General features: G+C 60.1%; 15 protein-coding genes. All 15 read left to right on the top strand.

Annotated features, from left to right (window positions below; genetic code table 11):
- The first annotated feature begins 121 nt into the window (after nt 1–121).
- The 15 genes from AC5I5B_RS18990 (at nt 122) to AC5I5B_RS18920 (ending at nt 13509) form a co-directional block, all read left to right on the top strand.
- Nucleotides 122–1009 carry a LysR family transcriptional regulator gene (locus AC5I5B_RS18990; RefSeq protein ID WP_020810704.1) on the top strand — a complete coding sequence of 296 codons (888 nt, stop codon included), beginning with the start codon at nt 122–124 and terminating at the stop codon, nt 1007–1009.
- A gap of 94 nt (nt 1010–1103) precedes the next feature.
- A complete protein-coding gene (locus AC5I5B_RS18985; RefSeq protein ID WP_111834235.1) occupies nt 1104–2057 on the top strand; it encodes a tripartite tricarboxylate transporter substrate binding protein in 954 nt (317 codons plus the stop codon).
- 86 nt (nt 2058–2143) lie between these two features.
- Nucleotides 2144–2812 (top strand): 4-carboxy-4-hydroxy-2-oxoadipate aldolase/oxaloacetate decarboxylase, encoded by a 669-nt coding sequence (locus tag AC5I5B_RS18980; protein ID WP_107676680.1) that lies wholly within the window; start codon nt 2144–2146, stop codon nt 2810–2812.
- 73 nt (nt 2813–2885) lie between these two features.
- Entirely contained in the window at nt 2886–3344 is a 459-nt protein-coding gene (locus tag AC5I5B_RS18975) for a tripartite tricarboxylate transporter TctB family protein (protein WP_111794795.1), read from the top strand.
- Complete coding sequence (locus tag AC5I5B_RS18970; RefSeq protein WP_020810701.1) at nt 3341–4852, top strand: tripartite tricarboxylate transporter permease; 1512 nt, start codon at nt 3341–3343, stop codon at nt 4850–4852. The genes AC5I5B_RS18975 and AC5I5B_RS18970 overlap by 4 nt, the downstream gene beginning before the upstream one ends.
- A gap of 43 nt (nt 4853–4895) precedes the next feature.
- On the top strand, nt 4896–5882 hold the full coding sequence (denD, locus tag AC5I5B_RS18965; RefSeq protein WP_111834234.1) for a D-erythronate dehydrogenase: 987 nt from the start codon (nt 4896–4898) through the stop codon (nt 5880–5882).
- Entirely contained in the window at nt 5879–6634 is a 756-nt protein-coding gene (locus tag AC5I5B_RS18960; protein ID WP_020810699.1) for an SDR family oxidoreductase, read from the top strand. Before denD ends, AC5I5B_RS18960 begins: the two co-directional genes overlap by 4 nt.
- Before the next feature lie 9 nt (nt 6635–6643).
- Nucleotides 6644–7579 carry a 2-hydroxyacid dehydrogenase gene (locus AC5I5B_RS18955; RefSeq protein ID WP_111834233.1) on the top strand — a complete coding sequence of 312 codons (936 nt, stop codon included), beginning with the start codon at nt 6644–6646 and terminating at the stop codon, nt 7577–7579.
- A gap of 169 nt (nt 7580–7748) precedes the next feature.
- Nucleotides 7749–8552 (top strand): SDR family oxidoreductase, encoded by an 804-nt coding sequence (locus AC5I5B_RS18950; protein ID WP_111834232.1) that lies wholly within the window; start codon nt 7749–7751, stop codon nt 8550–8552.
- Nucleotides 8549–9256 (top strand): amino acid ABC transporter permease, encoded by a 708-nt coding sequence (locus AC5I5B_RS18945; protein ID WP_003505985.1) that lies wholly within the window; start codon nt 8549–8551, stop codon nt 9254–9256. The genes AC5I5B_RS18950 and AC5I5B_RS18945 overlap by 4 nt, the downstream gene beginning before the upstream one ends.
- The gene (locus AC5I5B_RS18940; RefSeq protein WP_111834231.1) at nt 9253–10014 is read left to right on the top strand and encodes an amino acid ABC transporter permease; all 762 of its coding nucleotides are present in this window, start codon (nt 9253–9255) and stop codon (nt 10012–10014) included. Before AC5I5B_RS18945 ends, AC5I5B_RS18940 begins: the two co-directional genes overlap by 4 nt.
- Nucleotides 10011–10775, top strand: coding sequence for an amino acid ABC transporter ATP-binding protein (locus tag AC5I5B_RS18935; RefSeq protein WP_003505989.1), 765 nt, complete (start codon nt 10011–10013; stop codon nt 10773–10775). Before AC5I5B_RS18940 ends, AC5I5B_RS18935 begins: the two co-directional genes overlap by 4 nt.
- 33 nt (nt 10776–10808) lie before the next feature.
- Nucleotides 10809–11645 (top strand): ABC transporter substrate-binding protein, encoded by an 837-nt coding sequence (locus AC5I5B_RS18930; RefSeq protein ID WP_003505991.1) that lies wholly within the window; start codon nt 10809–10811, stop codon nt 11643–11645.
- A gap of 94 nt (nt 11646–11739) precedes the next feature.
- Nucleotides 11740–12414, top strand: coding sequence for a 4-carboxy-4-hydroxy-2-oxoadipate aldolase/oxaloacetate decarboxylase (locus AC5I5B_RS18925; protein ID WP_003505993.1), 675 nt, complete (start codon nt 11740–11742; stop codon nt 12412–12414).
- Between the two features lie 63 nt (nt 12415–12477).
- The gene (locus AC5I5B_RS18920; RefSeq protein ID WP_111794791.1) at nt 12478–13509 is read left to right on the top strand and encodes an L-idonate 5-dehydrogenase; all 1032 of its coding nucleotides are present in this window, start codon (nt 12478–12480) and stop codon (nt 13507–13509) included.
- The last annotated feature ends 31 nt before the right edge of the window (nt 13510–13540 follow it).

Below are 13540 nucleotides of genomic sequence, written 5' to 3'. Positions count from 1 at the left end.
ATCATGCGCAGCTTGCCCCTTTGAAAAGCGGTGGAACCACTCGATGGTGCTTTTGCCCTAGGCTCCGGCGGCGATTTGGTGTCATGATCGCATCTCGAACCGGTGGGAGGTTTAAGCCGACATGTTGGATTTGCGCAGGCTGCGATATCTGGTCGCGATTGCTGATTGCGGCTCCATGTCGGCGGCGGCGCGGCAATTGGGGATCGCCCAGCCGGCGCTCAGTCACCACATCACGGAACTGGAGCGGCTGGTGGGTTTCCCCGTGCTGCACAGGCTGGCGCGCGGCGTGAAGGCGACGGAGAAGGGTGAAATACTCCTTATTCATGCCCGGGAGATTACCGAGAAGGTCCGGCAGGCGGAGGCGGAAATCCGGGCCATGGCCTATCTGGATGAGCGGGTGATCCGGCTGAGCCTTATTCCTTCCTGGGCCACGGCCTTTGCACCGAACATCATCAGTGAGGTTGCCGCTTCTATGCCAAAGGTTTCGCTGCGGCTGATAGAGGCGCGCAATGACGAATCTCTGCGCCTCATTCGTCTCGGCAAGGTGGATATGGCTGTCGCGCTGGTCGGCGCGGAGGACAAGGCCGATGATCTTATCATCAAGGAGAGCCTTTTTGCGGTGTCTTCCCGACCCATCGGTCGGTCGATGCCGCTCGAGGCTGTGGCGGGGCTCAACCTTATCCTGCCGCCGAAGGACAACCCGCTGCGCGTATCGATCGACGAGGCCGCCGCCCGCGCCGGCATCACGCTGAACGTGACCATGGAGATCGACGGGCAGGATACAATCAAACGCGCCGTCAGCGCCGGTATTGGCGCGACGATTCTGTCATGGAATTCGGTGCAGCAGGAACAGGAGGCCGGTCAGCTTCAGGCCGCTCATATTACCGATCCCGTCATTTATCGCTCCATCCATTTGCTGAGGAACAGGGAGGTGGACGAGCGGACGTTCAGGCTGTTCCGAGACCTGTTGCGGGCCGTCGCAAGACGCGAGTCGGCATTCAACCCATAAACGATTTGTATGGGTAAGTTGAAAACTCGGTATTTGTATTGTTGATGGCTTCTTCCTAGCCTCCCCGGTGAAAGTATATCGGGGAGGAAAAGATATGCGTTTGAAGACATCTCTGTTCGGCATGCTGGCGGCTGCGGGAGTTCTGGCTGCCGGAGGGGCGGCGGCGGAATATCCGGAGCGGCCGGTGACGCTCGTCATCGGTTATCCGGCCGGCGGCGGCACCGATATACAGTCGCGGGCGCTGGTGCCCTATCTCGAAAAATATCTCGGCACATCGGTCGTGGTGGAAAACCGCGAAGGTGCTGGCGGGCTGATCGGCGCGACCTATATCGCCAATGCGAAACCAGACGGATACACGATCGGGGCGTTGAATTTCCCCTCCATGTATTCGCCGATCGTGCAGGGCAATGCCAGCTATAAGCAGGACGCCTTCACGCCGCTCGCCAACCAGATCGGCGGCGATCTGGCGTTGACGGTCAACAAGGTATCGCCGATCAAGACAGCCAAGGAATTCGTTGAAGCGGCCAAGGCGAACCCGGTCGTCGTTGGCGTGACGGGTATCGGTCATCCAAGCCAGATCACCGCCCTGCTGTTCGAGGAAGCGGCGGGCGTGAAGCTCAATTTCGTCCCCTTTAATGGGGGCGGACCGGCACGGCTCGCCATGCTCGGTAACCACGTCACACTCGGTTTCATGAACTTGAACGAGGTTTTTGCAGACAATCGTTCGGGTGCACTTCGTGTTCTGGCGACATCAGGCACTGAGCGTTCGCCGCTCTCGCCAGATGTGCCGACCTTCAAGGAAGCCGGTTACGACGTTCAGTTCAGCCTTCTTGCAGGTTTTGGTGCACCGAAAGGCCTGCCGGCGGATGTCGAGGCCAAGCTGGTCGATGCATTCCAGAAGGCGCTGAAGGACCCGGATTATCTTGCCGAGGCCAAAAAGCGCGAACTGACCATGCTGCCGCTGACCCAGGCGGAATTTGCCGAGGCACTCAAGAAGGGCAACGCCAATCTGGTCGAGCTCTGGAAAAGCAAGCCCTGGACGAAATAAGCGGCGCTTCTCTCACCACTAACCGAAATGACGCTTGGGCCTGTGCGTGGCCCGGGCATGACCCACTGTTGAAAGGAATCCGGCCAATGGCCCATGTCATCCGCAATTTCCAGCGCCCCTCAAGGGCTGATATTGAGGCGATCAGCAAATTCAGCCCCGCAACCATTCACGAGGCGCAGGGCAAGCTTGGCGCTCTCGATTATCGCATCAAGCCGATCAAGCCCGGCCTGAAAATCTGCGGCCCGGCAATCACGGCAAAATGCCATATCGGCGATAATCTGATGATTTTCGAAGCCATTAATCTCGCAAAGCCCGGCGACGTGCTGGTCATCGATGGCGGTGACAATCCAAATCAGGGCGGCTTTGGCGATGTGCTGGCCGCCGCCTGTATCGGCAAGGGCATTGTCGGCTTCGTGGTCAGCGCCGCGGTGCGTGACGGCAAGGGGCTGCGCGAAATCGGTTTTCCGGTTTTCTCGCTCGGGCTTTGCATGAAGGGCACGTCCAAGGACACGCTCGGCACCATCAACCATCCGGTCGTGGTGGGCGGTGAACTGATCAGCCCCGGCGATATCGTCTGCGGCGACGATGACGGCGTTGTCGTCGTGCGTGAGAAGGATATCGCGAAACTCGTCAAGGCCTGCCAGGAGCGCGACGACCACGAGAACCACATGATGGGACTGCACCGCCAGGGCAAGATGGATATCGAGGATCGTTACGACATGATGCGCTCGAAGGGGTGCGTCTGGGCGGATTGAGCCGGATATTCGATATTTGGATACGCCGTGTCGGGAGGCACGGCGTATTCCTCAATGAGGAGGGGAGAAAAACATGGCCGAACACAAAAACGGCTCGAAACTGACGGCGAATATTCTGTCCGGGGTCTTCTTTCTGGTGGCCGCCGCCGGGCTTTATTACGGCGCGCGGCCGCTGAGCATGGGCACCAATTTCCAGCCCGGGCCGGGCTACATGCCAACGGTCATCGCGGCATTGATGTTCGCGCTCGGTATCGCACTGCTCTTGCAGGATCTGTTGGGAAAGACACCGTCCGAAGCCTGGGTGACCCCGAAGATGCGTCCGTTTCTGGCAGTGGCCGGCATTGCCGGTTTTGCGCTGCTGATCGAGCCATTGGGCTTCATCGCCGCCGCTTTTGTGCTGATCCTGCTCGCCTGCATCGCCTATGGCAGAATCCGGCCGGTTGAGGTGCTGCTGCTTTCCGCGGTGCTCATCCTCGCCTGCATCCTCATTTTCGTCGTCGGCCTCGGACAGAGGATACCCCTGCTGCCATGACCGATCTTCTTGCCAATATCGCCCTCGGTTTCGGTGTTGCTGTCACGCCGGTCAACCTTTTCTATTGTCTGCTGGGCGTCACGCTCGGCACGATGATCGGCATCCTGCCGGGCATCGGCCCTTCCGCGACCGTCGCGCTGCTTTTGCCCATCACCTATACGATGCCGGACACGGCGGCGTTGATCATGCTTGCGGGCATTTTCTATGGTGCACAATATGGCGGTTCGACTACGGCGATCCTCGTCAATCTGCCGGGCGAATCCTCATCCGTCGTCACCTGCATCGATGGTTATGCCATGGCCCGGCAGGGCAGGGCGGGGGTGGCGCTGGCCACTGCGGCGCTCGGGTCGTTTTTTGCCGGCACGGTGGCGACCATTCTGATCGTCGTGGTCGCAAAGCCACTCTCCGCCATTGCGCTTGCCTTCGGGCCGGCTGACTATTTCAGTCTGGTGATCTTCGGGCTTCTGTTTGCCGTGTTCCTGTCCAGCGGATCGCCGGTCAAGGCGGTCGGCATGGTCGCCTTCGGCATTGCGCTGAGCCTCGTCGGCATCGATCCGACATCGGGTGAGCAGCGTTTCACCTTCGGCATGGCGGAACTGTTCGACGGCATCGATTTCGTCGTGCTGGCCATCGGGCTGCTAGGTGTCAGCGAAATCCTTTTTAACCTGCAGCAGGGTGTGGAGCGTGATGCAGGAACGACAAAGACCGGATCGCTGATGCCGACCCGACAGGATTTCAAACAGGCATTTCCGGCCGTCCTGCGCGGCACGGCGCTCGGCTCCTTCCTCGGCGTACTGCCCGGCGGCGGTGCGATCATGAGTTCTTTCGCCAGCTACGCGCTGGAGCGCAAGATCGCCAAGGATCCATCCCGGTTCGGCAAGGGTGCGATCGAAGGGCTGGCGGGGCCGGAAAGCGCCAATAATGCCGGCGCGCAGACCTCTTTCATTCCGCTCCTGACGCTTGGCATTCCCGCCAACGGCCTGATGGCGCTGATGGTCGGGGCGATGATGATCCAGGGCATCACCCCGGGACCGGAGGTCATGCAGTCGCGGCCCGATCTCTTCTGGGGGCTGATCGCCAGCATGTGGGTGGGCAATCTGCTGCTCCTGGTCCTGAACCTGCCGCTGATCGGCATCTGGGTTCGGCTTCTCGGCATTCCATACCGCTTCTTGTGCCCCGCCATTCTGATGTTTTGCGCCATCGGGGCCTATGGGCTTTCCTACAGCGTTGTGGACGTTCTGTTCTGCGCGGTCTTCGGCATTGTCGGCTTCTTTCTGCGCAAGATCGGCTGCGAGCCGGCGCCTCTGGTTTTGGGCTTCGTTCTCGGTCCGCTTCTGGAACAGAACATGCGCCTCGGGCTGCTGATTTCGCAGGGCAGTTTCTCAACATTCGTCACCCATCCGATCAGCGCAACGCTGCTCGCGCTGTCCGGCATGGTCGTCATCATGATGGCGATGCCCGCGATCATGCGTCGCCGCGAGGTCGTGTTTCAGGGTGATGACGATTGACAATCAATCGAGCCGGTCTCACCGGCCAAGCAAAGGTGAAATAATGCATATTCTGATAATCGGCGCGGCCGGAATGATCGGCCGCAAATTGACACAACGTCTCGCTTCCGACGGAACGCTTGATGGTGCGAAGATTACCGAAATGACGCTGACGGATGTTTTCGAACCGGCCGCGCCGAAAGGCTTCGGCGGTGCACTGACCATCGAGCGCAGTGATCTGTCGAATGCCGGCGTGGCCGAAAAGCTGATCGCAAAACGGCCGGATGTGATCTTCAACCTCGCCGCCGTGGTTTCGGGCGAGGCGGAAGCGGATTTCGAGAAAGGTTATCGCATCAATCTCGATGGCGGGCGCTCGCTGTTCGAAGCCATTCGTCTGGAGCACGAAAAGGATGGATATCGGCCGCGCATGGTCTTCTGCTCATCGCTTGCCGTGTTCGGTTCGCCATTCCCCAAGGTGATCGGCGACGAGTTCCTGACGGCGCCATTGACCAGCTATGGCACGCAGAAGGCGATCGTGGAGCTGTTGCTTTCGGACTATAGTCGCCGCGGTTTCTTTGATGGCGTCAGCATCCGTCTCCCCACCATCTGCATCCGCCCCGGCAAACCGAATGCGGCCGCCTCCGGCTTCTTCTCCAATATCCTGCGCGAACCGCTGGTGGGTCAGGAAGCGGTGCTGCCAGTTGCCGATACCGTGCGTCACTGGTTCGCCAGCCCGCGCTCGGCGGTCGCCTTCCTGCTGCGCGCCGCGACGGTGGATCTCTCCGGGCTTGGCGTTCGCCGCAATCTCATCATGCCGGGGCTGTCGGCCACGGTTGGGGATGAAATCGAGGCGCTGCGCGCCTTTGCCGGGCAAAAGGCTGTAGCGCTTATCAAACGCGTTCCCGACGAGCGGATCATCCGGATCGTCGACGGCTGGGCCGAGGATTACGATCCGCAACTAGCGCTGTCGCTCGGCTTCAGGGCGGAAACCTCCTTTGCCGAAATCATTCAAGCGCATGTGGAAGATGAGCTGGAGGGGAAAGCAGCATGAGTGATGGAAAGATCGCGCTCGTCACGGGTGGAGGAACAGGGGTCGGCAAGGCGATTGCCAAAGCGCTTCTGGAAGATGGTTACAAGGTCGCGATAACGGGCCGGCGGCGGGAGGTTCTCGACACTGCCGCCGCCGAATGGAGCGAACATAAAGACTGTGTTCTGGCCGTCGCGGCTGATATTTCCGCTCCGGCCGATGTCGAGCGGCTGTTTGCGGAAATCATCGGGCGTTTCGGTCGCCTCGATCTTCTGGTCAATAATGCCGGCATGTCCGCACCGGCGGTGCATATCGAAGATGTGCCGTTCGAAACCTGGAATGCCGTGGTCGGGGCTAACCTCACAGGGGCTTTTCTCTGCACCCAGGCGGCGTTTCGCCAGATGAAGACGCAGTCGCCGCAGGGTGGCCGCATCATCAACAATGGCTCGATTTCCGCCACCACGCCGCGGCCGCGGTCTGCGCCATATACCGCGACCAAACATGCGATCACCGGACTTACAAAATCGGCCGCGCTGGATGGCCGGCGGTTCAACATCGCCTGCGGACAGATCGATATCGGCAATGCCAGCACCGAAATGACGCGCGCCATGGCAACCGGCGTGCTGCAGGCGGATGGCAGCACCGCCATCGAACCGACCATCGATGCCGGCATCGTTGCCAAGGCCGTGGTGCATATGGCCTCGCTGCCGCTCGAGGCGAACGTGCTGACCATGACGGTGATGGCGAGCGGCATGCCTTTCGTCGGTCGCGGGTAAGGAGCGCGCATGAAGCCCGATCTTCTGCAAACCTATCCGCTTCAGCCGCAGATCGAAGCCGAACTGCAAAAGCGCTTCAGGGTCCATCGCTGGCACGAAATATCCGACAAGCAGGCGTTTCTCCAGGCGGAGGCAGCGTCGATAAAGGCTGTCGTCACCGGCGGCCATATCGGCCTCACCCTTGAGCTTGCCGCCTGTCTGCCCGCTCTCGAAATCGTTGCCATCAATGGCGTCGGCTTCGACAAGGTCGATCTCGACCAGGCCCGCGCGCGCGGTTTCAGGGTGACGAACACGCCTGACGTGCTGACGGAGGATGTGGCCGATCTTGCCATCGGTCTCTCCGTCATGCTGCTGCGCCAGCTTGTGCGCGCCGATCATCATGTCCGCTCCGGGGAGTGGAAAAGAGGCGAAATGCCGCTGGGTAACAAGGCCTCGCGGCGGCGTTACGGCATTTACGGGCTTGGCCGCATAGGCCGCGCCATTGCGGTGCGGCTGGAAGCTTTCAATGCGGAGATTTCCTATTTCAGCCGGCAGAAACAGGACGTGGCCTATGAGTATCATTCGACGGCCATGTCGCTCGCGAGGGACTGCGACGTCCTGATTGTCGCGGCGGCGGCAACGCCGGAGACAAAACACGCGATCAACCGCGAGGTGCTGGAGGCGCTGGGACCGGACGGTGTTCTCGTCAACGTCGCCAGAGGGTCTCTGGTGGATGAAAAGGCGCTGGTTGATGTTCTTGTGGCAGGCGGGCTGAAGGGTGCAGCGCTCGATGTCTTCGAGAACGAACCGCATGTTCCCGAGGCGCTGATCGGCATGCGCAATGTCGTTCTCGCTCCGCATATCGGCGCTGCGACGCATGAGACGCGGCTTGAGATGGGCGCTCTGGTTCTCGCCAATCTGGATGCACATTTCGCGGGACGGGACCTGCCGACCGCAGTGGTCTAGAATGTGCTGGTGGCTGGCATCGGCAACGTACGCCCCATCGGCCGGGTTGCCGCATCGCCGAATGTGGCGCATTCGCCATCCATACAAGTTGCTTATTACTCCAAAAAAAATCGGTCTTAGGCAAGCGATGAAAGCTTCACTACTGTTTGCTCAACGATAGGGGACAAACATGCCATTCTCAGACTACAAGACCGCACTCGTAACCGGCGCATCTTCCGGAATTGGCGCCGCTGTCGTCGAGCGACTTTGCCGTGAAGGGCTGGAAGTGCATGCGGTTGCCAGAAGTGTGGACGCTCTCAACCAGCTGGCGAAGCGCACGGGCTGTTTCGCACATGCCATAGATGTGACAGACCGGGCGGCGCTCGCGAAGCTCACCAGTGAGGTGGCGTTCGATGTCCTCGTGAACAATGCCGGTGTCGACCGCCCGAAGAAATTTCTGGAAGCGGATGAGAGTGACATCGATCTCCTGATCGACGTCAACCTGCGCGCCGTGCTGCATCTCTGCCGCATGGTGGTGCCGGGCATGGTGGCGCGCGATCGCGGCCATGTCATCAACATCTCCTCCATTGCCGGCAATTATAATTTCGGTGGCAATTCCACCTATCACGCCAGCAAGGCAGGCGTGGCGATGCTGTCCAACCAGCTGCGCATCGATGCTTTCGGCAAACGCGTGCGGGTAACGGAAATCTGCCCCGGCCGCGTCGCAACCGACATCTTCAACCATGTTCATGGTGATGATCCGAGCATTCGCGAACGTTTCATCGATGGTTTCGAGCTGCCGCAGGCCTACGATATCGCCGCTGCGATCGCGTTTGCCATCGCAGCGCCCGTGGCCATGAATATTGGCCACATGGAAATTACCCCGACGCTTCAGGTCATGGGCGGTCTGCAGACAGCCAAGCCCCAAACGGTTGAAAATCGGCCGGCTGAAAATATGGCTGCGGCGGGTGGAGCCGGAGGAAGAGTCGCGTGAGCGGTTTTGACCTCTGGGCAATTCTGAACAATGCGGACTACGTCTCGATGTTTTTGCATGGCATCCAGATGACGTTCATCATCTATGCCGGCTCATGGCTGCTTGCCATGTCGCTCGCCATCGTGCTGCTTGCCATCCGCCTGTCGCCTTTCCGCTTCGGTGATCCGCTGGTGGCGGCATATGTGTCCTATCACCGCAACGTGCCGACGCTGGTGCAGCTGATGCTGTGGTATTTCGGCGTGTTCACGCTGCTGCCGAGCGGACTGGCCAGCTGGCTTTCGAGCCATAATGCCGAAGCGATCTTCGCCATTATCGGTCTCGGTCTTTGTCAGGCGGCATATTTCAGCGAGGATCTGCGCTCCGGCGTTCGTTCGATCAATCCCGGCCAGATGGAGGCCGCACGTGCGCTCGGGCATAGCTATGTCTCGGCCATGCGTTTCGTCATCATGCCGCAGGGCGTGCGTAATGCGCTGCCGCCGCTGATCAATCACAGCACGTCCCTCTTCAAGAACAGCAGTCTCGGCGTTCTGATCGGTGCACCGGAACTGACCCATGCCGTCAAGGAAGTCGAGAATCTGAGTTTCCGGACGTTTGAGGTCTATCTGGTCGCCACCGTGCTTTATCTGTTCTTCTCGCTGCTGATCATGGGTCTTGGAGCCTATATCTCCATGCGCGCCGATCCTCTCCGGAGGGCACGGGCATGATCCACGACATGATCGCAATCATCCAGGATTACTGGCTGCTGCTCCTCATCGGCCAATATCCCAACGGGCCGCTCGGCGGGCTTGCCAACACGCTCATCCTGTCGGCGCTCAGCATCGCGCTCGCCTTTCCCGTCAGCATCCTGATGGCGCTGGCGCGGCTGTCGAAATGGCGGCTCCTGCGCTGGCCGGTCACCGCCTTGGTCTATTTCACCCGCGGCGTGCCGCTGCTGATGCTCATTCTCTGGAGCTATTTTCTCGTTCCGCTCTGGACCGGCGCCGACGTGCCGAGCTTTGTCACCATGCTGACCACGCTCGTCATCTATCAGGGCGCTTTCATGAGCGAAGTCGTGCGCGCCGGCATCGTATCGCTGGGCACGGGGCAGATGGATGCGGCGCGGGCGCTCGGCCACGGCTATTTCAGCGCGATGCGTTACATCATCCTGCCGCAGGCGCTCTACAACATGATTCCGAGCCTGATATCGACCTTCGTATCCACCATCAAGGACACGACCCTCGGCTACGTCATCAATGTGCCTGACCTGACCTTTGCGGCGAACCAGGTGAACAACCAGCTCCTGACCCAGCCCTTCCAGGTCTTCCTCATTCTGGCGCTGGTCTATTACATCATCTGCTGGTCGCTCACCCAAGTCGCCAATCTTCTCGAGCGCCGCATCGCCCGCCGGCGCGCCGGCCCGCGCGGCAAGCTTGCCGTTGACACCGCACCGGCCCCCGCCAATATCGTTACGGAGCAGCTATGACCGCGCCAGTTTCCGCCACTCAGGACTACACCATCACGCTTTCGCAGGTCTGCAAAAGCTATGGCGATTATCAGGTGCTCAAGGATGTCAACGAAAACGTCACCCGTGGCGAGGTCGTGGTCATCTGTGGGCCGTCGGGTTCCGGCAAGTCCACCCTTATCCGCACGATCAACCGTCTGGAGGAGATCAGCAGCGGTTCGATCATGCTGGATGGCAGGAACATCCATGCCCAGATGCGCGCCAAGGAGCTGAATGCGCTGCGCAGCCGGGTGGGTTTCGTCTTCCAGAGCTTCAACCTCTTCCCGCATCTTTCGGTGGTGGAAAATGTCTCCATGTCGCCGATCCGGGTGAAGGGTGTTTCACCGGCGGTAGCGCATGAAAAGGCGCTGAAGCTTCTCGATCGCGTCGGCCTTGCCGACAAGGCCGGTTCCTATCCCGCCCAGCTTTCCGGCGGCCAGCAGCAGCGCGTCGCCATTGCGCGGGCGCTCGCCATGGAGCCGCCGGTCATGCTGTTCGACGAGCCGACCTCAGCGCTCGATCCGGAAATGGTCGGTGAGGTGCTCGCCGTCATGAAGAGCCTCGCAGCCGAAGGCATGACCATGCTCTGCGTTACCCATGAAATGGGCTTTGCCCGCGAAGTGGCCGATCGCATCTGGTTCATAGATGCCGGGCGCATTCTCGAAACCGCGAAACCGGACGAGTTTTTCAAAAATCCGCAACATCCGCGTGCCCAGCGGTTTCTTGCCGATCTGAGACACTAGGACCCAACCTCTATAATAACAGGGAGAACTGAAATGAACTGGAAGTGCATTACTCTTACCGCCGTATTGGCGACCTCGGCTGCGGTCATTCCGGCCAAGGCGGATCAACTCGATACGATCATTGCAAACAAGACGCTGCGTTGCGCGACATTCGCCGACGTCCCGCCTTTCGCCTCGCCGGACCCGAAGACGCGTGAAATGGCAGGCTTCGACGTCGATTTGTGCGGCGCTATCGCCAAGGAACTGGGCGTCAAGGCTGAGATCAAGCCGGTGTCGGTCGAAGCGCGCGTTCCCGAAGTCAAGCTCGGCCGCGTCGATCTCTCGGTAGCGAACCTTGCCTATACCCAGAGCCGCGCCGAACAGATCCAGTTCAGCGATCCATATTATCTGGCTAAGGAAATGCTGATCGTTCCGGTCGACGACCCCGGCACCAAGAAGTCCGATTTCGTCGGCCAGCGCATCGCTTCCAGCAAGGGCTCGACGTCGGAACTCTCCGTCAAGCTCAACAAGTCCGAGCCGCTGACGTTCCAGGATACGGCGTCCGCCTATCTCGCCGTGCAGCAGGGCAAGGCGCGCGGCATCGTTGGCAACACCATGACGATGACCAAGTTCGTCAACGAATCCAAGACCAAGGGCAAGCAGATGCGCATGATCGAAGAGCCGATGCTCTTCCAGCCCATCGGCATTGGCATGGCCAAGGACAATCCGGCATTGACCGCCAAGATCAACGAGATTCTCCGCAAGCTCGATGCGGATGGCGAGATCAACCGCATCTGGGACAAGTGGCTTGGCCCGAACACCGAATACAAGATGACGCGCACCGACAAGGTCGTGCCTCTTTCCGAATTGAAGTTCGATCCGATCCCCTGAGCTTCGGCTCAGCCTCGGCCATCATTCCATCCATTCAACACCATCATCGGTCGGCGAGACGTTCTCGCCGACGGTTTCAACGTGGGAGGTTTTCATGATCCACATTAAAGATATCGCGCAGCGTCCGGCCAAGGCGGATGTCGAAGCCCTAGCCAAATTCTCTCCCGCCACGATTCATGAGGCGCAGGGACGTCGCGGCGCATTGTCATCCCGGCTGAAGCCGGTCGATTATCGCATGAAGCTCTGCGGTCCGGCCTTCACGGTCAAATGTGCGCCGCGCGACAACATCATGCTGCAGCTTGCCATCAACTATGCCAAGCCGGGCGACATCATCGTCGTTTCCGCCGGCGAATATGAAGAAGCCGGTTCGTTCGGCGACGTTCTCGCCAATGCCTGCCTCGCAAAGGGTATTGGCGGCCTGGTGACCGATACCGGCGTGCGCGACACGCTGCAGCTGCGAGACCTCGGTTTCCCGGTCTTCTCGCTCAGCGTCTGCATCAAGGGCACGGTTAAGGAGACCATTGCCGCGGTCAATGATCAGGTGATCGTCGGCGGTGAGATCATCAATCCGGGCGATATTATCGTCGGTGATGCCGATGGTCTCGTCGTTGTCAGACGCGATGAAGCGCAGGAAGCGGCCAAGCTTTCGCAGGCCCGCGAAGATGCCGAGGCCGGTTACATCGAAGCCTACAAGCAGGGCAAGTCGGTGATCGAGGTCAGCAAGCTCGAGGCTGTGCTGAAAGCCAAGGGCCTCGTGGTCGATATCTGAGAAATCCGGGGAATGGCCTGGCGGCATTAGCCGCCATGCCGAACCCTCATGGGAGGAGAGACTATGAAAGCGGTTGTCATCCACGCGGCGAAGGATCTGCGGATCGAGGAACGGCCGGACGAACAGCCCGGCCCGGGACAGGTCGAGGTCGCCATCGAGGCGGGCGGCATCTGCGGCTCCGACCTGCATTATTACAATCACGGCGGTTTCGGCACCGTGCGCGTGCGTGAGCCGATGATCCTTGGCCATGAGGTGGCCGGTACCATCAAGGCTTTGGGAGAGGGGGTTTCCGGTCTGGCTGTTGGCGACCGTGTTGCCGTATCGCCGAGCCGGCCCTGCAACCATTGCGAATTCTGCCTGAAGGGTCAGCAGAACCAGTGCCTGAACATGCGCTTTTATGGCTCCGCCATGCCCATGCCGCATATTCAGGGTGCATTCCGCCAGCGCCTCGTCGCCGAAGCATACCAGTGCCACAAGGTGCGGGATGGCGTCTCCATCCATGAAGCGGCCATGGCCGAACCCTTCGCGGTAACGCTGCACGGCGTCAACCGCGCTGGCGCATTGACCGACAAACGTGTTCTGGTCACCGGCTGTGGGCCGATCGGTGCGTTGGCGATCATTGCCGCCCGTGCTCATGGCGCCCGGGAAATCGTCGCGACCGACATCATGGATGCGGTTCTGCAAAAGGCGCTCGCCATCGGCGCCGACCGCGTCATCAATGTCGCCAGCGATCCGGATGGGCTCTCCGCCTATTCGGCGAACAAGGGTTATTTCGACGTTCAGTTCGAGGCGTCCGGAAATGAAAGAGCCGTCCGTTCGGGTCTCGAAGCGCTGAAACCCCGCTCTACCGTGGTTCAGCTTGGCCTCGGCGGCGATGTGTCCATTCCGCAGAATATGGTGGTTGCCAAGGAAATCGAGATGAAGGGCACGTTCCGGTTCCATGAGGAATTCGGACTTGCCGTCGATTTCATCAATCAGCGCCGTGTCGACCTGAAGCCCCTGCTGACCGGAACCTTTCCACTAGAAGAAGCGGTTGCGGCATTTGAAGCCGCCGGTGACAGAAGCAGGTCGATGAAGGTTCAACTCGCCTTTTAACGGGCGCCGTTCCCTGGTTTCGAAACGGTCG

The sequence above is a fragment of the Agrobacterium sp. genome (genome assembly GCF_059499945.1).
The sequence above is the reverse complement of the archived record's forward strand: the minus strand, read 5'-3'. Positions and strand labels throughout refer to the sequence as shown.

Excerpts from the sequence above, each read along its gene's own strand:
- AC5I5B_RS18990 (WP_020810704.1), top strand. The coding sequence starts at position 122 with ATGTTGGATTTGCGCAGGCTGCGATATCTGGTCGCGATTGCTGATTGC.
- AC5I5B_RS18985 (WP_111834235.1), top strand. The coding sequence starts at position 1,104 with ATGCGTTTGAAGACATCTCTGTTCGGCATGCTGGCGGCTGCGGGAGTT.
- AC5I5B_RS18980 (WP_107676680.1), top strand. The coding sequence starts at position 2,144 with ATGGCCCATGTCATCCGCAATTTCCAGCGCCCCTCAAGGGCTGATATT.
- AC5I5B_RS18975 (WP_111794795.1), top strand. The coding sequence starts at position 2,886 with ATGGCCGAACACAAAAACGGCTCGAAACTGACGGCGAATATTCTGTCC.
- AC5I5B_RS18970 (WP_020810701.1), top strand. The coding sequence starts at position 3,341 with ATGACCGATCTTCTTGCCAATATCGCCCTCGGTTTCGGTGTTGCTGTC.
- denD (WP_111834234.1), top strand. The coding sequence starts at position 4,896 with ATGCATATTCTGATAATCGGCGCGGCCGGAATGATCGGCCGCAAATTG.
- AC5I5B_RS18960 (WP_020810699.1), top strand. The coding sequence starts at position 5,879 with ATGAGTGATGGAAAGATCGCGCTCGTCACGGGTGGAGGAACAGGGGTC.
- AC5I5B_RS18955 (WP_111834233.1), top strand. The coding sequence starts at position 6,644 with ATGAAGCCCGATCTTCTGCAAACCTATCCGCTTCAGCCGCAGATCGAA.
- AC5I5B_RS18950 (WP_111834232.1), top strand. The coding sequence starts at position 7,749 with ATGCCATTCTCAGACTACAAGACCGCACTCGTAACCGGCGCATCTTCC.
- AC5I5B_RS18940 (WP_111834231.1), top strand. The coding sequence starts at position 9,253 with ATGATCCACGACATGATCGCAATCATCCAGGATTACTGGCTGCTGCTC.
- AC5I5B_RS18935 (WP_003505989.1), top strand. The coding sequence starts at position 10,011 with ATGACCGCGCCAGTTTCCGCCACTCAGGACTACACCATCACGCTTTCG.
- AC5I5B_RS18930 (WP_003505991.1), top strand. The coding sequence starts at position 10,809 with ATGAACTGGAAGTGCATTACTCTTACCGCCGTATTGGCGACCTCGGCT.
- AC5I5B_RS18925 (WP_003505993.1), top strand. The coding sequence starts at position 11,740 with ATGATCCACATTAAAGATATCGCGCAGCGTCCGGCCAAGGCGGATGTC.
- AC5I5B_RS18920 (WP_111794791.1), top strand. The coding sequence starts at position 12,478 with ATGAAAGCGGTTGTCATCCACGCGGCGAAGGATCTGCGGATCGAGGAA.